General features: G+C 51.1%; 12 protein-coding genes. 10 read left to right on the plus strand and 2 right to left on the minus strand.

Annotated elements, in window-relative coordinates; genetic code table 11:
* Nucleotide 1: 1 nt before the first annotated feature.
* Nucleotides 2–6,226 (minus strand): DUF4214 domain-containing protein, encoded by a 6,225-nt coding sequence (locus R2103_RS03275; protein ID WP_317530106.1) that lies wholly within the window; start codon nt 6,224–6,226, stop codon nt 2–4.
* A 630-nt stretch (nt 6,227–6,856) separates the two neighbouring features.
* On the opposite strand from R2103_RS03275, the gene R2103_RS03280 reads away from it, so the two are divergent.
* From R2103_RS03280 to rpmE, 9 genes are all read left to right on the plus strand, one after another.
* Entirely contained in the window at nt 6,857–8,089 is a 1,233-nt protein-coding gene (locus R2103_RS03280) for a YcjF family protein (RefSeq protein WP_317530107.1), read from the plus strand.
* On the plus strand, nt 8,086–9,639 hold the full coding sequence (locus R2103_RS03285) for a GTPase family protein (RefSeq protein WP_317530108.1): 1,554 nt from the start codon (nt 8,086–8,088) through the stop codon (nt 9,637–9,639). The genes R2103_RS03280 and R2103_RS03285 overlap by 4 nt, the downstream gene beginning before the upstream one ends.
* A gap of 109 nt (nt 9,640–9,748) precedes the next feature.
* The gene (locus tag R2103_RS03290) at nt 9,749–10,510 is read left to right on the plus strand and encodes a DUF3750 domain-containing protein (protein ID WP_317530109.1); all 762 of its coding nucleotides are present in this window, start codon (nt 9,749–9,751) and stop codon (nt 10,508–10,510) included.
* A 115-nt stretch (nt 10,511–10,625) separates the two neighbouring features.
* Nucleotides 10,626–11,639 carry a Fe(3+) ABC transporter substrate-binding protein gene (locus R2103_RS03295; protein ID WP_317530110.1) on the plus strand — a complete coding sequence of 338 codons (1,014 nt, stop codon included), beginning with the start codon at nt 10,626–10,628 and terminating at the stop codon, nt 11,637–11,639.
* Between the two features lie 99 nt (nt 11,640–11,738).
* Nucleotides 11,739–13,340 (plus strand): iron ABC transporter permease, encoded by a 1,602-nt coding sequence (locus tag R2103_RS03300; RefSeq protein WP_317530111.1) that lies wholly within the window; start codon nt 11,739–11,741, stop codon nt 13,338–13,340.
* A gap of 4 nt (nt 13,341–13,344) precedes the next feature.
* On the plus strand, nt 13,345–14,400 hold the full coding sequence (locus tag R2103_RS03305) for an ABC transporter ATP-binding protein (protein ID WP_317530112.1): 1,056 nt from the start codon (nt 13,345–13,347) through the stop codon (nt 14,398–14,400).
* A 217-nt stretch (nt 14,401–14,617) separates the two neighbouring features.
* The gene (gene trxA, locus R2103_RS03310) at nt 14,618–14,944 is read left to right on the plus strand and encodes a thioredoxin TrxA (RefSeq protein ID WP_108697359.1); all 327 of its coding nucleotides are present in this window, start codon (nt 14,618–14,620) and stop codon (nt 14,942–14,944) included.
* 148 nt (nt 14,945–15,092) lie between these two features.
* Nucleotides 15,093–16,352: a transcription termination factor Rho gene (gene rho, locus R2103_RS03315; protein ID WP_090317194.1), complete on the plus strand. Its 1,260-nt coding sequence runs from the start codon at nt 15,093–15,095 to the stop codon at nt 16,350–16,352.
* 97 nt (nt 16,353–16,449) lie between these two features.
* Complete coding sequence (rpmE, locus tag R2103_RS03320; RefSeq protein ID WP_317530113.1) at nt 16,450–16,662, plus strand: 50S ribosomal protein L31; 213 nt, start codon at nt 16,450–16,452, stop codon at nt 16,660–16,662.
* A 109-nt stretch (nt 16,663–16,771) separates the two neighbouring features.
* On the opposite strand, the gene R2103_RS03325 is transcribed toward rpmE, so the two are convergent.
* A complete protein-coding gene (locus tag R2103_RS03325) occupies nt 16,772–17,089 on the minus strand; it encodes a cupin domain-containing protein (RefSeq protein ID WP_317530114.1) in 318 nt (105 codons plus the stop codon).
* Nucleotides 17,090–17,488: 399 nt separating this feature from the next.
* Here R2103_RS03325 and R2103_RS03330 point away from each other — a divergent pair, with 399 nt between their 5' ends.
* Nucleotides 17,489–21,289, plus strand: coding sequence for an EAL domain-containing protein (locus R2103_RS03330; protein WP_317530115.1), 3,801 nt, complete (start codon nt 17,489–17,491; stop codon nt 21,287–21,289).
* The last annotated feature ends 241 nt before the right edge of the window (nt 21,290–21,530 follow it).

Genomic DNA, 21,530 nt, shown 5'->3' on the forward strand with positions numbered 1-21,530 from the left:
TTTATACCCAGCCTTCGTGCAGCATCACACTGCCGACCAAATGCGTTGCAGCTTCATCGCTTTGCGCGATTTCGACTGTGAGCCAGTTGCGATCGATCGCGTGATTTTCCAGCCGTGCTAGTTGCTGACTGAGTTCATCGTCCGTTGCCGGGCGGCCCAGCGTATGGTTGTAAATGGCCTGAATGTAACCGGTATCGGACAGTTCCTGCAAACCAGCGCGCTGCTGAAACCACTCCAGAATCGCATCGGCATCGTAAGGCTGTTGCAGTGTTTCGCGTCCGAGTTGCCATTCTTCCGCTGTGGCGTCGCGGTTAAAGAAACTGTGCACCAAGCGCGCTAGAATGCCTTCGGTTTGGTTATGCGCGATCACGACGGTTTCATGGTTGTCGAATGCGATCATTTCGGTGTTTCTCAAGCTGAACATAGCGCCGTCGCTGAGTTGCGTCAGTTCCAGGCGATCACCGGAAAATTCCAGGTGCACGCCGTCACGGCCGCCCGGCATGCGCAAGACATCATAGCCTGCGCCACCATCCGCATTGATGGCCAGCCCGGACGGCAAATAGCCCTGATTGTTTTCACCGCCGAAGGTGACGTCACGCACTGCATCGACCCGGATAATCGCCGGATCGGTATCCCAGCCGGTCAGCAGTTCACTGCCGGTTTTGTTGAGAAATGGCACAGCTTCCGGCAAGCTGTGGAAGGCCGCTAAAATATCCGCAGCAGTCGCACCGGACCAGTTTTGCACCGCGCTGCCTTCCGCAACCGTCAAATCACGCCCCAGCCAGGTTCTGGCCAGATGGTGCGCAACCGCTTCAGTTTCAGAGTAGGCAATCGCCAGACTCGGGCCGCTGACAAACCGGACTGATTCGACATCGGTCAGCGTATCGGCTTCGCCATTCGTCTGCGTCAGCGTGACCGTATTACCGGCTACCGCAACCCAGTAACCGGATAACTGCCCGGCCTGAATAGCGCTGTCGAAACCAAAGCCGCCATTGAGCCGGTCACTTCCACTACCGCCGTTTAAGACATCGTTGCCAGTGCCGCCGTACACCGTGTCGTTACCGGCGTCGCCGGAAGTTTGATCGTTGCCGTCCAGACTGCCGATGGTGTCATCACCGCTGCCACCGGACAAAATATCGTCTTCGCCGCCGGACACGATGAATTGATCCCGATTGTCACCCGCGGCAAAACTTTTACCATTACCGCCGGTAACTCTGGCAGCGCCGACAATCGATGCGAAACGCACATTATCCAGTTGAATAATGGTGCCCAGGGGCAGCTGACGAGCGTCGATTACCAGCATGCTGCTAGCGGTGTTTGCAGCAGGGTGGCTAATGATAATTGGAAGCGCTGGCGGCTGATCGCCTGCAACACGCAGTGTCACGCTATGAATATTGAGAGGATTGCCATCCGGCAGTTGTGCTAAAAACGCACTGGCTTTGGCGGTCAGGTCGTTGACAGTGTCACTGCTCAAGCCGTTCATATGTGCCAGTGCGGTGGCTATGTCTGCTTCGGCTTGCACCGGATCCAGTGTTTGTGTCCAGTCAGTGGTGGTTAATCCGGAACCCGCAGGCAAGCTGACCATCAGCAGGTGGTCACCCTGTGTATCCGCTGCGACCGGAATATCCGCGTGCGTAAAAAATAGCGAAGCGGGATCGTCTTGCCGCGAAGGCTGGATAACCGGGACGTTGACGACGACGGTGTCATCCGATTGCGTGGTTGTCGTGATGATGGTGCCATCGACGATTGTGGTCGTGGTGCCGCCATTGCCACCTCCACCTCCACCCGGAGAAGAAGAGATCGATACGGTAATGCCGTTGCCGCCGGTGTCGGCGATTGTGATGGCGGCATCCGCGCCCGCCGCCCAGTCTTCGGCGGCGGCCAGATTGTAACTTGTCGCATCATTGGAAGCCGTACCGGCCTTGTTCAACAGCAGATTGACCGCGGTCTTGTCGGTACTGCTTAACGTTAAGGTAAATGTGGAACCGGAAGTAATGTCCACATCGGCGGTATCGCTCAGAGCATAGGTTGCGCCGCCTTCACCGGTAAATGTGAATTTCGAGGCATCAATATCGTTGGCTGTGCCACCGGCTTTTAAAAATCCCGATCCCGTGACGATCAGCACGCCAGTGCCGGTATTGTAAGTGGCCGATGTAATTACCGGCGCCGCTACGTTGGAAGTCATAACAGTGTTACCGGCCGCATCGGCGACAGTGACCGCAGCACTTGCGCCTGCGGCCCAATCTTCTCCGGCGGTCAGGTTATACGACGCGCCGTTGGTCGAAGTAGCGCCATTTTTGTTGACGATCTGATTGACGGCGGCTCTGTCGTTGCTGCTCAATGTGATGGTGAATGCCGTGCCGGACGTGATATCGACATCGGCGGAGCCGGTTAACGTATAGCTATCGCCGCTTTCACCGGTGAAAGTGAACTGGGAGGCATCGATATCGTTGTTTGTGCCGTTCAACTGCAAGAAACCGCTGCCGGTGACTGCCAATGTGCCGGTGCTGGCGTCATAACTGGCCGAGATGATCGACGGTGCGGCGACGTTCGATACGGTGATCCCGTTATCAGTGGTGTCGGCGGTGTTCCCGCTGGTGACGTTGGTATCCCAATCGTCCGCAGCTGCCAAGTTATAGACAGCGCCGCCGGTGGAGGCAGTGCCGTTCTGGTTGATAATCTGGTTAACGGCGGCTTTGTCGGTGGCGCTCAGTGTGAGTGTGAATGCCGTGCCCGAAGTGATTTCGACATCGGCGGAATCGGTTAGCGTATAAGTGCTGCCGCCTTCACCGCTGAACGTGAACCGGGAAGCATCAATGTCGGCTCCGCCGCCGTTGGCTTGCAGATTGATGGCGGTTACCGCTAAGGTTCCGGACACGGCATCGTACGTGGCCGAAATGATGCGCGGATTGAGCGAAACCGTTGCTGTAATCGCATTGGTGGTGTCACTGATGACAGTCGCGCTATCGGCGGCGCTTAGCCAGTGGTCGGCAGCTGCGAGATTATAGGTCGAACCGCCGGAAGATGCAGTCCCGGTTTGATCCAGCAGGGCATCGACAGCGATTTTGTCCGTGCCGGACAGCGTCACACTGAACGATGTGCTGGATGTGATTTCAACGTCCGAGGAACTGGTGATCGTGTAGGTAGTGTTCGCAGTTCCGCCGGTCAAAGTGAGCGTGGAAATGTCAATGTCGTTATCGGTGCCGATCTTTTTGAAGAAATTGCTGCCAGTCACAGTCAATATACCGGTGTCGGAATCGTAAGCGGCCGATGTAATTGCCGGTGTCTGCACATTGCTGACGATGATGCTATTACCCGTCAGATCGGCGACTGTCAGCGAAGCTGCGCTGCCAGCCATCCAGTCTTCAGCTGCGGCGATATTGTAGGCCGTTGCACTGGAAGAAACTGTGCCATTCTTATTCAACAATCCGTGAACCGCCAATTGGTCGGCGGCATTGAGTGTGATGCTGAAGGCAGTGGCTGAAGTCACGTCGACAGCGGACGAAGTCAGCGTGTAACTGCCGCCTTCGCCCGTTAACGTGAGCAATGAAACCGTCACATCGTTGCTGGCGCCGCTGTTGGAAACGAAATTGGATCCGCTGACTGTCAGCACGTTGGTGCTGGTGTCAAACGTTGCGGAAGTAATCATCGGTACGGCATAGTGGCTGACCGTGATGCCATTACCCGTCAGATCGGCGACCGCAACGGCGCTATCCGCACCGGCCGCCCAATCCTCGGCGGCGGCCAGGTTATAGATCGTGCTGCCGATTGCGGATGCGCCGTTTTTATTGAGTAATGCCTCGACATTGGTCAAATCCGCATCCGTCAGCGTCACTGAAAACGAAGTCCCGGATGTAATCTCTATATTCGCCGCACTGGTGAGCGTGTAAGTTGCGCCGCTCGCGCCGGTGATGGTCAGCTTGGATAAATCGATGTCGTTGCTGGCGCCGCTTTTCTGTAGAAAACCGCTGCCGGTAATAGTCAGCACATTGCTGCTGTAATCATAGGCGGCCGATGTGATCGCCGGTGCTGCAACATTTGAGACAGTGATGCCGTTGCCGGTGGTGTCGGCGGCGGCATCCGCACCGGCGGCCCAATCTTCCGCCGCCGCCAGATTATATGTGGTGCCGTCTGTCGAGGAAGTGCCGTTTTTGTTGATGGTTTGGTTGACGGTGGCCTTGTCGGTGCTGCTCAACGTGATCGTGAATGCCGTGCCCGAAGTGATCTCTACATTGGCGGAATCGGTGAGTGTGTAAGTGCTGCCGCCTTCGCCGCTGAACGTGAACTTGGATGCGATGATATCGTTAGCCGCGCCGCTGGCTTTCAGGAAGCCGGAGCCAGTGACGGCCAAAATGCCTGTGCTGGCATCGTACGTCGCCGACGTGATCGCCGGTACTGCAACGTTCGACACGGTGATGCTGTTGCCGCTGGTATCGGCGGTGACGATGGCGCTGTCGGCACCCGCCGCCCAATCTTCTGCTGCGGCTAGGTTGTACGTGGTACCGCCGGTTGAGCTGGTGCTGTTTTTGTTGACGATCTGATTGACAGCAGCTTTGTCGGTGGCGCTCAATGTGATCGTGAATGCCGTGCCGGAAGTGATCTCTACATTGGCGGAATCGGTCAGGGTGTAAGTGCTTCCGCCTTCGCCGGTGAACGTGAACTTGGATGCGATGATATCGTTGGCAGCGCCGCTGGCTTTCAGGAAGCCGGAGCCTGTGCTGGCATCGTACGTCGCCGACGTGATCGCCGGTGCGGCAACATTCGACACGGTGATGCCGTTGCCGGTGGTATCGGCGATGACAACGGCAGCATCCGCACCGGCAGCCCAATCTTCCGCAGCCGCTAGGTTGTATGTCGTGCCGCCGGTAGAGCTGGTGCTATTCTTATTGACGATCTGGTTGACGGCGGCTTTATCGGTGGCGCTCAACGTGATCGTGAATGCCGTGGCGGAAGTGATCTCGACATTAGCTGAATCCGTGAGCGTGTAAGTGCTGCCGCCTTCGCCGCTGAACGTGAACTTCGATGCGACGATGTCGTTGGCCGCGCCGTTGGCATTGACCAGGTTCGAGCCGGTGACGGTCAGTGCGCCGGTGCTGGCATTATACGTTGCTGAGGTAATCGCAGGTATTTGCACGTTGCTGACGGTAATGCCGTTACCCGTGGTGTCGGCGTGACCGCTTAATTCCCGGCTCCAGTTATCCGCTGCTGCAATATTGTAAGTGACCCCATCCGTCGAAGCAGTGCCGTTCTTGTTCAGTAACCCTGCCACATTGACTTGATCGGTAGCATTGAGCGTGACGTTGAATTGCGTGGCGGAATCGATCTCGACTTGCGCGGAGGTGAGGGTATAGGTTGCGCCGCCTTTTCCGGTCAGAGTGAGTTTCGATACATCGATATCATTGTTCGGCCCGCCTTTTCGTATTAAGCCGGTTCCGGTGACGGTTAAGATATGGCTGCTTATATCATAGGTAGCCGAGGTGATCGCCGGTGGAGGAACATTCGAGACTGTAATGCTGTTGGACGTATCGGCAATATTAGTATTGCCGATCACCGTATTCCAGTCGTCCGCTGCGGCCAGGTTGTACGAAGTACCATCGTTTGAAGAGCCGCCATCTTCGTTGAGAATCAGGCTTATCGCGGCTTTATCCGTGCTGCTGAGTGTTATGGTGAATGAGCTGGCGGAGGTAATTTCGACATCACTGGTATCGATCAGCGTGTACGTGGCGCTGCCATCGCCGGTAAAAGTGAACAGCGAAGCATCGATGTCGTTGGCCGCACCACTGGCTTTGACAAAGTTCGATCCGGAGACGGTCAACGTGCCGGTGCTGGCATCGTATGTCGTGGAGCTAATTGTCGGGATTTGCACATTGCTGACGGTAACGCCGTTACCCGTGGTGTCGGCGTTGCCGCTTTGCGCCGGATTCCAGTCAGCCGCCGCGGCGATATTGTAGGTAGTGCCGCCGACCGAGGACGTGCCGTTCTTGTTCAGCAAACCTTCGATGTTGATTTGATCGGCCGCATTCAACGTAATGGTGAATTGTGTGGCGGAATCGAGCTCGACATTCGCTGAAGTGAGGGTATAGGTTGCGCCACTTTGTCCGGTCAGAGTCAGTTTCGATACATCAATGTCATTGAGCGACCCGGCGGTGGCCGCCATATTGGTTCCGGTGACAATCAGCTTGTTATTGTTGGCGTTGTACGTGGCCGAGGTAATGGTCGTCGTCATTGGATTGAACCGCCGTTGTTGAAACTGCCCGGTTGCGCATGGCGTGCAGTTTTACCGCTGATTGTTTTTAAGACCTGACCGTCATTCAATGGAACATTTGCAGCAGCTGTAACGTATGTAAAGGCGTTGGTCGGGAGAGTTGCGGTACAGAGGTCTATCCATGAAGCTTTAATCATTTTTAATAGTCTTATAGTATTAATAAATAAAATCAATTAACTATAATGATTTTTTATATTCTGAAGGGAATCATGCCGAATGACTGGGACCGGTTCCTATATGCCAGCACACTCTTATTAGCGGTTGATGTAAGTAAAAATGAAGAAAAAAATAGTTTATATAGTAATTTTCCTACATGAAATAATGAACTCGGATTAAACATAGTCGGATCATCAAGTTAGTCGATCTTAAATGCCCTGACGGCAGGATATGTGTGGCAACTAGGTACTCAAGAGCAATTTCTGCAAGAAATTCATAATGCTTAATAGAACCAAGCGAACGGATTCAGAGTTTTCTTACTTTACGAGTGAAATTGTCACCACCGGTTAAATGGATGGCATTGTTGCCGGTTGAGTCGTGTTTGGAATGAATCGATAGAAATCATTGTTTAAGCGGTAGTGATAAAATGCTGGCATGATGAGACCGAACGGTTTGACAGACTGGCGCAATTACTGGGAGCAGCTTCGTACCGCGCTGCTGGAGCCCAGTGTCGACAAGTCCCTGCTGGAGGCATCGTTGCGCGAGGCGCGCGCGAAGATGCCGGTGCCGGTATTGTGGCTACTGGGTAAAACGCAATCCGGCAAGACATCGATTATCCGCGCACTGACGGGCAGTCCGGCGGCGGAAATCGGCAACGGTTTTCAACCGTGCACGCGTAGTGCGCAGTTTTACGATTTTCCGGCTGAAGCCTCGGTGGTGCGGTTTCTCGATACGCGTGGTCTGGGTGAAGTGGCGTACGATCCCGGCGACGATATGCATTACTGTGAAGCGCAGGCGCATTTGCTGGTGGCGGTGATGAAAGTGGCGGATGTGCATCAGGCTGCGGTGTTCGATGTATTGCAAGCGATCCGCCGGCGTCATCCGGAATGGCCGTTGCTGATCGTGCAGACCGGTTTGCATGAACTGTATCCCGGCCAATTTGCGCACATTCAGCCGTGGCCGTATGCCAACGATCCTTTGCCTGATTCCATTCCGCTCGATTTGCGCCGCGCTCTGCTGGCGCAGCGCGCTGCCTTGAAGCCACTGCCCGGTTTTGCCCCGGTGCGCTGGGTGGCGGTCGATTTGACATTGCCGGAAGATGGATTTGCGCCGCCGGATTATGGCTTGGAAGCGTTGTGGCAGGCAATCGAAGCGCTGACATCCTTGGGTTTGCAGCATCAGCTGAGCGGTGACCAGGAAGTGCAGGATCTCTACGCGCGCACCGCGCATCAGCATATCGCAGGTTATGCGCTGACCGCGGCGGGATTGGGTGCTTTGCCGGTGGTGGATTTGGTCGCGGTGTCGGCGGTGCAGGCAAAATTGTTGCATAGTCTGGCGTTGCTGTACGGGCAGCGCTGGGATAAAAGCACCGTCACGGAATTTATCGGTTTGGCGGGCGCGGGAATTGCCTCCGGTTACCTGGCACGGCTATTGACCCGTGCTGCGACCAAATTCATACCGGTGTGGGGACAGACCGTGGGGGCGTTATGGGGCGCCAGTTCCAGCGGTGCGACCACGTACGCGCTGGGCAAGGCGGCGATCTATTTCTTTACGCGGCGCAAGGACGGCCTGAACGTGGATGCGGATACCTTGCGGCAGATTTATGCGGAAGAATTGGAACGCAGCGCGTCGATACTCAAAGACCGTCTGCGGGGAAAATCCGGATGAAAGCACCACTGCCCGCTGTTAATCCGCTGCGGTTACTGGTTTTCATCCTGATGCTGTTGCCGCTGCTGGCGCTGTTGGGATTCGGCTTCTTCTGGCTGTGGCAGGGCGGTTATTTGCAGTATTGGCTGATTGCCATGGTGGTGTGCGGCGGCCTGGGGTACGGCTTGCAGTATTGGCTGGTGCGGCAGGAGCGGCAATTGTTAACGGATTCGGCCACCGAACCTAATCCGGATTGGCCGCCGAGCGCGGATGCGGTCTGGCAGCAAGTTGAAGCGTTGGCCGAGACCTGTAATCCGCAGGATTGGCCGATCGAGGAGGGTACCTGGGTGCTGGTGCTGGGGCAGAAAACGATGGAAACGGTCGCGCATTGTTATCACCCGGATGTCGAAAAACCGTTGCTGGAACTGACCATACCGCATACCTTGATGATTATCGAGCGGGCGAGCCGCGATCTGCGCCAGGATGTGGCGGAAAAAATACCGTTCAGCAATCGCCTGACCATTGGCGATTTGTTCCGGATACAGCGCTGGAAGGCTAAGGTGGAACGGCTGTTTAGTATCTATCGCGCCGGCAGCCTGCTCATCAATCCGGTCAATGCTTTGCTGAGCGAAGCGTGGCGGCATTTGCGCGAGCGCAGTTTCGATCAGGCCAAGGATGAATTGCACCGCTGGTTTTTGCGTACCTATGTGTGCAAAGTGGGGTACTACGCGATTGATCTGTATAGCGGCCGTTTGCCGTTAGGCGATGAAGAATTCATGACTGCGCCAACCCCGGAATCCAAAGCCGATCTGGGGCAGGTCGAAGAAACCGCAAAACCTGCTGTTGAGCCGTTGCGCATTCTCGTTTTGGGGCGGTCCAACTCGGGTAAATCGAGCCTGATCAATGCATTATTTGGCACATTGACGACAGCTGCCGATGTGCTGCCGGACACCACGCAAGCCCTTAAACCGTTTGCTTTATCGCGCGAAGGTTTGACGCAAGCGCTGATTTTCGATAGTCCGGGGTGTGACAGTGCATTGTTTGATCATCAGCGGATGCTGGTTGCGGCAGAAAATGCCGATCTGATTTTGTGGCTGAGTCCGGCCAACCGGCCCGACCGGCAGATTGAGCGCGATTGTTTGGACGTATTGCGCGCCACCCAAGCCGCGCGCACGGACCGCCGTGCGCCGCCGCTACTGGTGGTGGCGAGTTTTATCGATCGCCTGCGGCCGGTCAACGAATGGCAGCCGCCGTACGACCTGACGCATCCGGCGAGCAGCAAGGCAACCCATATCGCCGCAGCGGTGCGGGTTATCGCGGCTGATCTGGCGGTAGCGGTTGAGCAGGTGATTCCTGTCTGTTTGCTGACGGGTAAAGTTTATAATGTCGACGATACCCTTTGGGCCGCGATTCTGAATCATCAGGACGAAGCGTTGCGGGTGCGGCTAATGCGCTGCCTGGGTGCCAGAAAGCGCGCCGAAGACTGGGTCATGCTGCGGCGGCAGATGGCGGGTGCGGGCCGGTTTGTGCGGGATTTGCCGGACATATTGGGAAAACGCAGCGGGCGGTAATGAGTTGGCCATGGAAATACATCGGTAAAGCGGATTTCGCATATACTGCGATCCATCTCAATGCTCCAAGATTGCATCATTTTTAATCCCTAATCAGTTGAATCACTCAGTGAAGCGCACTTTAACCGTAGTTTTCCTCTTATTTGCTGTGGGTCTGATCGTGCTGACGGTTGTTCCGGATCGCGCACGGGCGCAATACTGGTGGAACGCGAGCCGTGAACCGGTGGGTTTGGCGCCCGATCCTACATCGACGCCGGAAGCGATTGTGCAGGTTTACGGCGCGCGCGCATTCAGCTGGCGCGGCTACTTCGGGATTCATACCTGGATTGCGGTGAAACCCTCGGCGGCACAGTCGTACACCATTTATGAAGTGATCGGCTGGTTGCAGCGCCGTAAGCTCCCGGTGGTAGTGATTCATGAGAATGTGCCGGACCGGCGCTGGTATGGCAATATGCCGGAGCTTCTGCTGGAAAAACGGGGTGACGGCGTGGACGCGCTGATCGGAAAAATTGACCAGGCGGCACGCAGTTACCCGTATGCAAAGGATTACACGATTTGGCCCGGCCCCAATTCCAATACCTTTACCGCCTGGATTTCCCGGGCTGTCCCGGAATTGCAATTGGATCTGCCGCCCACCGCGATCGGTAAGGATTACCTGGGGTACCGGCTGGTTTCGCAAGCACCGAGCGGCAGCGGCTTCCAGGTTTCCATCTTTGGCTTGCTGGGCGTACTGGTCAGCGCGGTGGAAGGTGTCGAGTTGAACCTGCTAGGATTGTCGTTCGGTGTCGATCTCGATCCACTCGCGCTCAAATTGCCACTGGTCGGGCGCAAAGAACTGAATTCATGGTTCGAGCCTGCGGTTGAAAATTAATTGCGTTCTTTAAACCTTGAGTTCATGGTATTTAATTGATAATTATTCTTATTCATACTATAGTAACCCTCAATAATTAATTCGTTTGATGAATCTTTTTGCCTGGAATTTTTTCATGTTGAAATCGAATGTAAGCCGTTTTTATTTTGCCGTTTTTTTTCTTTTCTCTTCTCTGATCGCACCGCTGGCGCATGCCGAGGAAGTGGTTGTGTATTCCGCGCGCATTGAGCAACTTATCAAACCGATGTTTGACGCGTTTACCAAGGAAACCGGGATCAAGGTCAAATACACCACGGATAATGAAGGCGCATTGCTTGCCCGGCTGGAAGCGGAGGGAAAAAACACGCCAGCGGATCTGCTGATTACTTCCGATGTGGGTAATCTTTGGGCGGCGGCACGGGCAGGCTTGCTGAAGCCGGTGCAATCGAACGTGCTGGAAGCCAATATCCCGGCGCATTTGCGTGACCCTCAAAAGGAATGGTTCGGTTTGTCGATCCGGGCACGTACACTGATTTATAACACTAAGAAAGTGAAGCCATCAGAGCTTTCAACTTATGAAGATCTGGCCGATCCGAAGTGGAACAAACGGCTGTGTTTGCGCACATCGAAGAAAGTGTATAACCAATCCCTGGTGGCGATGATGATTGCCGGACATGGCGAAGCCGAGACCGAAAAAATTGTCAAAGGCTGGGTGGCCAATCTGGCGACCGATCCGCTATCCGATGACACCCGAGCCTTGGAATTTGTCGCTGCCGGTAAATGCGATGTGACGGTGGTCAATACTTATTACTATGGCCGGTTGATGAAAAAAGACCCGAATTTGCCCTTGGCGATTTTCTGGCCGAACCAGAATGATGGTGGTGTGCATGTCAATATTTCCGGCGCCGGTGTCACGCGCCATGGCCGTAACGCACAAGCTGCGATTAAATTGCTGGAATTCCTGTCATCCGATAAAGCGCAAAATCTGTTTGCCGATGTGAATATGGAATATCCGGTTAATCCGAAGATTGCAGCGGATCCGTTTGTCGCGGCGTGGGGCAGTTTCAAGCAAAATCCGATGAACCTGGTTAAAGCCGGCGAATTGCAGACCACCGCCGTGAAACTGATGGACCGGGCGGGATATCAGTAAAAAGGTACGGCCTCTACAAAGATCAATGCGGCGTAGAAGCGCTAGGAAATAATAGCTTCTTACGCCAGTTTTTTCGTTCCGTTTCTTCACAAACATGTCATGGCCATTTGGCGCTCAGTTCCTTTCATAGCCGCTGCATTGGTACTGGCGCCCGTGGGCGTGATCGTGTCCGCTTTTTTTGCACCGGCCAGTGATGTTTGGCAGCATCTGCTTGAAACGACCCTTCCTCAACTGCTGATCAACACGTTCTGGCTTGCCTTGGGTGTCGTCAGTGGGACTGCGCTATTGGGCATCAGTCTGGCGTGGCTCACCGCGGTTTATGACTTCACCGGGCGGCGGTTCTTTTCCTGGGCGTTGCTGTTGCCGATGGCGATGCCTGCTTATGTCACGGCATTTGTTGCTTTGGGACTATTTGATTTTACCGGTCCGGTGCAAACTTTATTGCGCGCCTGGCTGGATTCGGATTTGTCCTGGTTTCCGGATATTCGCGGCAGGGCCGGTGTGATTGTGGTCATGACGCTGGCTTTTTATCCTTATGTTTATTTACTGGCGCGCAATGCTTTTCTGAGTCAAGGCAAACGCTCGCTGGAAGTAGCGCAATCGCTGGGCTTCAACCGTAAGCAAGGATTTTTCAAAGTGGTATTGCCGATGGCACGGCCCTGGATAGCCGGAGGCGTGATGCTAGTGCTTATGGAAACGTTGGCGGATTTCGGCACCGTGGCGGTGTTTAATTACAACACCTTCACGACCGCAATTTACAAAGCGTGGTTCAGCATGTTTTCACTGCCCGCGGCTTCGCAGCTCGCTTCTTTATTGATTCTAATCATTTTTGTTGTGATCGTGCTGGAACAGCAGTTCCGGTTGCGTATGCGCTATGCGGAAAGCAAAAGAACCGAACGTGCGCAGCGTATCCGGTTGATGGGATGGCATAACTGGCTGGTGACCGGTTTTGTCCTGAGTGTCTTGTTTCTGGCATTTCTGCTGCCGGTGTTGCAATTGTGCCAGTGGGCGATGCGATCGTTTACGCAAGATTATGACGTGGCCCGCTATCTGGAATTTCTCTGGCACTCGCTATCGTTGTCCGGTCTGGCGGCTTTATTGATCTGCTTGGTTGTCATCGCCATGGTTTATGCGGCACGGCGTTATCCCAGTCCAGCGACGCGCTATGCGATTCGCATTGCCACGATCGGCTATGCATTGCCCGGTACGGTGCTGGCGATTGGCGTGTATGTGCCGCTGGTTTGGCTCGATGGGCGGCTCAGCGAATGGATGATGAATTGGTTGCAAATCGAGACAGGGCAATTGATCCAGGGCACGCTGATGATTATGTTGATTGCCTATTTGATCCGCTTTATGGCGGTCAGCCATTACCCGATCGATGGCGCGATGCAACGGATTACGCCTAATATCGACGAGGCGGCGATGAGTTTCGGGTTGCACGGCTGGGCGATGATCCGGAAGGTGCACATTCCGATATTGAAACCGGGAATTTTCACGGCGGCGACTTTGGTGTTTGTCGATGTCATGAAAGAGATGCCGATTACGCTGATGACGAGGCCTTTTGGCTGGGATACACTGGCGGTGCGAATTTATGAAATGACTTCCGAAGGGCAATGGGAGCAGGCTGCGTTGCCCGCGGTTACGCTGGTGCTGGCCGGGCTGATTCCGATTTTCTTGTTTATGCGACAAACTGAGAAGTAAACCGATGAGTACAGGGTTGCTGCAACTGAATCACGTTGTGCAAGCGTATGGCGAGCAGGTCGTTATCCGTAACTTATCTTTGCAATTGCAAAAGGGGCAGATCGGTTGTTTACTCGGTCCGAGCGGCTGCGGCAAGACTACTGCCTTGCGTTGTATCGCCGGTTTTGAGCGGGTTGCGGGCGGAGAAATCGTGCTCAATGGTGCCTGTGTAAGCAGTGCGGACTCTTTCGTGCCGCCGGAACAGCGGCGGATCGGCATGGTGTTTCAGGATTATGCGTTGTTTCCGCACCTGAATGTGACTGCCAATATCGGTTTCGGTCTGCACCGGTTAACGCGAGTGGAACGTGAGCGGCGGGTTGAAGAATTGCTGCATGTCGTGCATCTGACCAGCGTTGCGAAGAAATATCCGCATGAATTATCGGGCGGGCAGCAGCAGCGCGTTGCGCTGGCGCGCGCACTGGCGCCGAGACCGGATCTGTTGTTGCTGGATGAGCCGTTTTCCAATCTGGATGTGAGTTTACGCGAACGGTTAAGCACGGAAGTCCGCGAGATCATCAAGCAGCAAGGAACCACTGCGATTCTGGTGACGCATGACCAGGCGGAGGCGTTTGCGATTGCCGATGAAATCGGCGTGATGAATCACGGCGAGATTCAACAGTGGGATACGGCATTCAATCTGTATCACCGTCCGGCTAATCGTTTTGTGGCTAACTTTATCGGTCAGGGAGTATTTCTTCCCGGCAAAGTGATCAATGCACAACAGGTTGAAATTGAATTGGGCGTATTAAACGGAGTAATTCCGCAGCACTGCGAGGCCGGGTGTAGCGTCGATGTATTGCTGCGTCCGGATGATATTGTGCATGACGATAGCAGCGCGATGCAGGCGACGGTGGTTCATAAGGCATTTCGCGGCGCAGAGATTTTGTATACGTTGCGTCTGGCGGGCGGAGCTAAAGTGCTTGCGCTCGTCCCCAGCCACCATGATCATGCGATCGGCGGGAAAATAGGGATCAGACTCGAAGCCGACCATATTGTGGCATTTCAACAAGCGACAGAATGATTGTCTGGTTCCGGTTCCTGCGAGTGTGAGACAATATCCCGGGTTTCTTCCGGGCGCTATTTTAAAAAGCTACTTCCCTTTTAACAGTTTTTTCTATAGCATAACAATTTAGTTTTATACCACTCTTTTACAGCGTTATTCCAATCAATCCCGTAAACCAATCTTTGAGATAATTAGGTTTACTCTTCTTAATACTGAATAATTGAATGAGGATCATATGAGTCAGCATATTCATTACGTTACTGATGCTAATTTTGATGCGGAAGTTTTGCAGTCGACAACTCCCGTGCTGGTGGATTACTGGGCGGAATGGTGCGGCCCTTGTAAAATGATAGCGCCGATACTCGACGAGATTGCGAGCGAATATGGTGAACGCCTTAAAGTAGCTAAATTGAATATCGACGAAAATCAGCTAACACCGCCGAAATACGGTATTCGCGGTATCCCGACTCTGATGCTGTTTAAAAACGGCAATATCGAGGCTACCAAAGTCGGAGCTTTATCAAAATCACAATTAACTGCCTTTATTGACAGCCATATTTAAACCCGCTAGTCTACTGAACATAATAGATTTGTGGACTAGGTGATTGGTAAAGCCCACACCACCTTATATTAAATAATCCCATCCGTAACAACTTTCCTTCCAGCATCATTATCTTTCACCTGAGTATTATTTTTTCACGAGCTTTTTCATGCGCTTATCCGATTTAAAGAACCTACACGTCACTGAACTAGTAAAAATGGCCGTCGAGAACGAAATTGATGGAGCCAACCGAATGCGGAAACAGGATCTGATTTTCGCATTGCTTAAAAATCAGGCGCGCAAGGGTGAAAATATCTACGGTCATGGGACGCTGGAAGTATTGCAGGATGGTTTTGGATTTTTACGTTCTCCGGATACATCCTATCTGGCGGGGCCCGATGATATTTATATTTCACCCAGTCAGATCCGGCGCTTTAATCTGCATACCGGAGATTCGATTGATGGCGAGATTCGCCCGCCAAAGGAAGGAGAGCGTTATTTTGCGCTGGTGAAAGTTGATAAGGTCAATAACGAACCGCCGGAAAATTCCAAACAGAAAATCCTGTTTGAAAATTTGACACCATTATTTCCGGATGAGCGGCTCGTGCTCGAACGCGATATCAAAGCCGAAGAAAATATCACCAGCCGTATCATTGACTTGATTGCTCCGATTGGAAAGGGACAGCGCGGTTTGTTAGTGGCTAGCCCTAAGTCGGGTAAAACCGTGATGCTGCAACACATCGCGCACGCCATTGCGGCTAATTATCCGGATGTGATTTTAATGGTGTTGCTGATTGATGAACGCCCGGAAGAAGTGACGGAAATGATCCGTTCGGTGAGAGGGGAAGTCATCTCATCCACTTTCGATGAAGCAGCTACGCGGCACGTGCAAGTTGCCGAAATGGTGATTGAGAAAGCCAAGCGCTTGGTCGAACACAAGAAAGATGTCGTGATATTGCTCGATTCGATCACAAGGCTGGCGCGCGCTTATAATGCGGTGGTGCCGGCTTCCGGTAAAGTGCTGACAGGCGGTGTGGACGCCAGTGCGTTACAGCGGCCCAAACGTTTCTTCGGCGCGGCGCGTAATATTGAAGAGGGTGGATCGTTGACGATCATCGCAACAGCATTGATTGATACTGGGTCGCGTATGGACGATGTGATCTATGAAGAATTTAAGGGTACCGGTAATATGGAAATTCATCTTGACCGGAAAATGGCGGAGAAACGGATATATCCTGCGATTAATGTGAACCGGTCAGGAACCCGCCGGGAAGAATTGCTGATTTCTCCTGATGTACTGCAGAAAATCTGGGTACTACGCAAGTTACTGCATCCGATGGACGATATGGATGCGATGGCGTTTCTACTGGATAAAATCAAGGCAACTAAGAATAATTCCGACTTTTTTGATTCGATGCGGCGGGTTTAGGATTTAATTTTCACAGTTGCGCCAATACGTACATTAAAGGATAATACACGGCTTTTTAATCTTCCCATTGGGGATTGAATAATTAAGGATATAGGTAATGAAAGCAGACATTCATCCAGACTATCAGGAAATTACCGTAACTTGCAGTTGCGGTAATGTGTTTAAAACACGCTCTACCATGAACAAACCATTGAATATTGAGGTATGTTCACTGTGTCATCCGTTCTACACGGGTAAGCAGAAAATTGTGGATACTGCCGGAAGGGTTGAGAAATTCCGTCAGAAATATAGCAAGCAAGTGCGCAATTAATTGCTGGAAATCAAGTAATATCAGGTTTTTACCAAGATTTCTGATGGTGAACCCGGGTAACAGAATTTATTCCGGATTCTGCTACTTGATTCTAAGTTAAATAATCTCTTTAATAATGTACAGCGAGCCAGATAGTCTCATTGTCTGGATCTGACCATGAGACTTTGTGCTTTTTATGAGCGGGGATATTAATAAAGTCTCCCTCATTAAGATGTACTGATGCTTCATCCTCAAAAGACAGTGCCGCCTTGCCCTTCAATACGATAATCCACTCGTTTTTTTCCTGATCATACCAGCCGGATTCTGGCGATTTTTGTCCTTTCGAGATGATCTTTTCTATCGTCACTGTGTCGTTTCCGGCTAGAAATTCAAATAATTCCTGATCCAGGTTTTTGGGGATTCCGGTGAAAATATTTTGTGATTTCATCTGAAAAAATAAACAAGATTATGTGAATTCTTTAGCTTATTTGGTATGTAAAAGCCTTTGAGTGACCATTTGTATGGTAAATGCAGTAGTGATTCTCGGCCTAAAATGGTTTCTGCGTATTTATTATGTTGTGGCGCAAGGTCGAACTGGAGTTGGTGTATTTCAAATCTTCAAATTCATTTCCATTCCGTATTCATAAGGCTAAAAATTTTCATAAAACTATGCTATAAAACACCAATCAAAATTTTCCTGTTAACTTCAAAGAATCAGAGGCTTCTTTTGATGATCAGAAAAACGAATTCAAGTCCGAAGAAGTTGACCGCAATAAAACAAAAATCGCGTATAAACCCATCTATCCCATCTCATCAACCAGTCGATCCTGAAAGGACATTATTCCCAGTGGTGGGTATTGGTGCTTCAGCTACCGAACTCAAGTCACTACGGCAGTTTCTTTCCCAGATACCAGCGGATAGTGGTGCGGCTTTTGTCGTTATTCAGCAATCAGATGCGATACAAGGAAATCTATCTCCTCAGCAACTGCAAGATGTTACCAGCATGAAGATAGTGCGCGTGGAAAATCTGATCGAAGTGCAGCCCGATTGTGTCTATATTGTTGAGCAGTCAAGCAAGAATGTCTTTATTTCCAATGGTTTTTTGTGTGTATTGGACGCCGAGCCGGGGCATCTATCGAATTCCTTAATCGATTTTTTCTTCCACAGCTTGGCGGAAGAGTATAGGGAGTCGGCGGTTGGTGTTATTTTTTCCGGTTCGGGTGCAAATGGTACTCAGGGTTTACGCGCCATAAGGAAAAAAGGAGGATTGGGGCTTACGCAGGATTCTATGTCCAGTGAACCGGGGGATATGCCGGATCGCGCGATTGAGGCAAGCACAGTGGACACGCGCGTAGCACTCGATGTGTTGCCGGGCATTGTTACCAGTTATTTGAAATCCAAATCGCAAGGATTTCACCTTGATGGTGCCATGAGTGAAGTTGTGCAACTCTTGTCTAAGCGGATGGGTAATGATTTCTCTCAGTATAAGAGAAGCACGCTATATCGTCGTGTGGAGCGGCGGATGCAACAGAATCAAATCAGTAAGGTTGAAGATTATGCGCGCTTCTTAAACGAGAATCCTGTTGAACTGGATTTGTTGTTTAAGGAGCTATTAATCAATGTGACGCATTTTTTTCGCGATCCGGTCATGTGGCAGTATGTTAAAGCGGAGATTATTCCACCCATTTTGGCAGCCCATCCTGAAGGAAAAACAGTGCGAATCTGGGTGCCTGCTTGCTCGACAGGGGAAGAGGCTTATGGATTCGCCATTCTTTTCCGGGAAGCTTTGGAGCAAAGGGGCGTGCAAGACCGGTACTTGGTGAAAATATTTGCGACTGATCTGGATCAGGATGCCATCACGAAGGCACGGCAGGGTTTTTATCCCCTGGCGATCAGTCAATATATTTCATTGGAACGCTTAAACCGGTTTTTCATCAAGCACGAAAATGGCTACCGGGTCTGTAATGAAATACGCCAGATGGTGATATTCGCGCCACAAAATCTTATTGCCGATGTGCCATTTTCCAAGCTGGATATTTTATCGTGCCGGAATTTACTGATTTATCTGGACCGTGAATTACAAAAAAGATTATTCCCGCTGTTTTATTATGCGCTGAATCCTGGCGGCATTTTGCTATTGGGAACTGCGGAATCGATCGATTATTTCCCGGAGATGTTTGCCCCTCTGGAGCGCAGTTTGGCGGTGTATAAACGTCTTGATAATGGATTGCCGCAAGAAAGGCGCAACTTGATTCAGGATTTCTCTCTTCAAGCGATGACCAAGAAAAATCCAATGATCAGTCTGGAAGAGGTACTACGGCTTTCACACATCGAGCAAGCAGCGGACTCATCCGAAAAAGGTGATGATATTGTATTAGCGATGATGACCGAACTGCAGCTCATGCGTGAGGAAATGCAAGCGACTCATGAGGAAATGCAGACTTCGCAAGAAGAGCTTAGATCGAGCAACGAAGAGCTGCAATCGACCAATGAAGAATTGCTGTCGACAAATAAAGAATTGCAAGCAGCCAATGCAGCATTAGTCGCGTCCAAGTCTAAATTAAAATTACTTTACAAGGAATTGCAAACCACCAATGCGGAGCTGACAACTTACCTAGAAGCCATTGGGCAGCTTGCACTGGTTTCCGTGAGTGACCGCTCTGGCCGGATCATTGAAGCCAATGACCGTTTTTGTGAGATTAGCGGGTATGGCCGCTCCGAACTTATCGGTCAGGATCATCGGATTCTCAACTCAGGTGTGCATTCGAGTGATTTTTTTATAGACATGTGGGAAACCATCACCAATGGCAGAATTTGGCATAAAGAGATTTGTAACCGGAGAAAAAGCGGCAGCTTGTACTGGGTCGATTCCACTATCGTTCCGTTCAAAGACGGTAGCGGCCGGATAGTTCGCTATATATCCGTCCGCGTGGATATCACCGCGCGCAAGCAGAAAGAATTAATTTTGCATGAACGGCTAAAGGAAAGAACGTGTTTATATGCGATCCGGCGGGAGATGGAACAAGATCTTTCTGTCGGTGAGCTTTGTGAACGGATATTCGATCATCTGATTCCAGCAATGCAGTTTCCCGACCATGCGGCCTGCATGATCAGTATTTATGAGCAGCGCCATACTTCAAATCACTATAACGAAGACCTGACGCATGGGATTTTCGCAAGAATCAAAGTGGGTGGACATTTTTGCGGTCAATTGCAGGTTTTCTACCGGGAAGAAAAGTCATTCATGCTGCCGGACGAGCAAAACCTGATTAATTATATCGCAGACGATTTCAGGCTATGGTTGGAGCGCAGGCAATTGGAACAGCACATCAGTTTTATGGCAAATCATGACGTGCTGACAGGATTGCCGAATCGATTGTTGTTGCAGGATCGCTTGTCGCAGGCATTGGCGCATAATCAGCGCCATCATGATTTTTCAGCGGTGCTGTTTATAGATCTGGATCACTTCAAAGTTGTGAATGACACGCTGGGTCATGGTTTTGGCGATTTGCTGCTAAAAGAAGTGGCTGTGAGGCTTTTATCCAGCATACGCAGCGAGGATACGGCGTCGCGTCAAGGCGGGGATGAGTTTATCGTGATATTGACGGAAATCACCGATTTGGAGGATGTTGAATCGATAGCGAAGAAAATCTTGCACTTGCTGGCGCTGCCGTATCATATTAATGAACGGATACTCCATATTGACAGCAGTATCGGAATTGCGCTGTATCCCAAGGATGGTAAGGATGTTGACGCATTGTTAAAGCATAGCGATCTGGCGATGTATCATGCTAAAGCTACGGGGCGTAGTAATTATCAGTTTTATTCGGCTGAGATGGATCGTTTGATTCAAGAGAAACACGAGCTGGGTAACGATTTGCATAGAGCCATCAGAAATAATGAGTTGGTATTGTACTATCAGCCGATTATTGATATGGACACCAATCATTTGGTTAGTCTGGAAGTGTTGCTGCGCTGGCAACATCCTGAAAAGGGATTGATACCGCCCGTTCAGTTCATTAAGCTGGCGGAAGAAACAGGCCTGATTTTGCCGATCGGGGATTGGGTTATCGGATCGGTGTGCGAGCAGCTAAAAGCGTGGCAAGACCAAGAGTTGAATGTGCCCAGAATTGCTATCAATCTTTCCGTCAAACAATTTCAGAAAAAGCTGTTTGTGCAAGATGTGGCGAATATTCTAACGCAAGCAAAAGTTTCTGCGAGTTGCTTAGCTTTGGAGATTACAGAAAGCATGCTGGCTGAAAATATCGTTGAGGTGAATGAAACGCTGCAACAATTAAGTGCAATGGGATTCAAGATATCGATCGATGATTTTGGAACCGGTTATTCTAATTTGAGTTATTTGAAGCACTATACGATTGACGCACTTAAAATTGATCGTTCTTTTGTGCGTGATATCGCGATCGATGAGAATGATGCGGCGATAGTTACGGCGATTATTGCAATGGCTGGCAGCCTGAATATTCAGGTAATTGCAGAAGGTGTTGAATCAAAGGAACAAATTGATTTTCTCAAACAGCGTGGATGCAGCCAATGTCAAGGATTTTATTTTAGTAAACCACTTTCTACGTTAGAAACGCTTCGAGAATTGCAGCGATTTAACAACTCTGGTATCAATCAATACCCGTAAATCTGTGATCTGTGTTTGTTAAGAATGAAGAATCCTGATAGAAATGTATACAGATTTATCCTACATCACAGGATAAATCGTTAGTATGCAATATTGGGATTGATTAGACAAACTGCCCAGTAGCATGGTTATCATGACCAGTTAGGATGCGACTGGCATTGCAGACGGCGATACCGGGTAAAAGGTACCAATTCAAAGTATTATTATGGTGGTATTTGGTAAGCTTAGGCTATCACATGCT

Source organism: Nitrosomonas sp. Is24 (assembly GCF_033063335.1).
Taxonomy (GTDB): domain Bacteria; phylum Pseudomonadota; class Gammaproteobacteria; order Burkholderiales; family Nitrosomonadaceae; genus Nitrosomonas.

Coding starts and splice junctions, on each gene's coding strand:
- R2103_RS03275 (WP_317530106.1), bottom strand. CDS start 6,226: ATGACGACGACCATTACCTCGGCCACGTACAACGCCAACAATAACAAG.
- R2103_RS03280 (WP_317530107.1), top strand. CDS start 6,857: ATGATGAGACCGAACGGTTTGACAGACTGGCGCAATTACTGGGAGCAG.
- R2103_RS03285 (WP_317530108.1), top strand. CDS start 8,086: ATGAAAGCACCACTGCCCGCTGTTAATCCGCTGCGGTTACTGGTTTTC.
- R2103_RS03295 (WP_317530110.1), top strand. CDS start 10,626: ATGTTGAAATCGAATGTAAGCCGTTTTTATTTTGCCGTTTTTTTTCTT.
- R2103_RS03300 (WP_317530111.1), top strand. CDS start 11,739: ATGGCCATTTGGCGCTCAGTTCCTTTCATAGCCGCTGCATTGGTACTG.
- R2103_RS03305 (WP_317530112.1), top strand. CDS start 13,345: ATGAGTACAGGGTTGCTGCAACTGAATCACGTTGTGCAAGCGTATGGC.
- trxA (WP_108697359.1), top strand. CDS start 14,618: ATGAGTCAGCATATTCATTACGTTACTGATGCTAATTTTGATGCGGAA.
- rho (WP_090317194.1), top strand. CDS start 15,093: ATGCGCTTATCCGATTTAAAGAACCTACACGTCACTGAACTAGTAAAA.
- rpmE (WP_317530113.1), top strand. CDS start 16,450: ATGAAAGCAGACATTCATCCAGACTATCAGGAAATTACCGTAACTTGC.
- R2103_RS03325 (WP_317530114.1), bottom strand. CDS start 17,089: ATGAAATCACAAAATATTTTCACCGGAATCCCCAAAAACCTGGATCAG.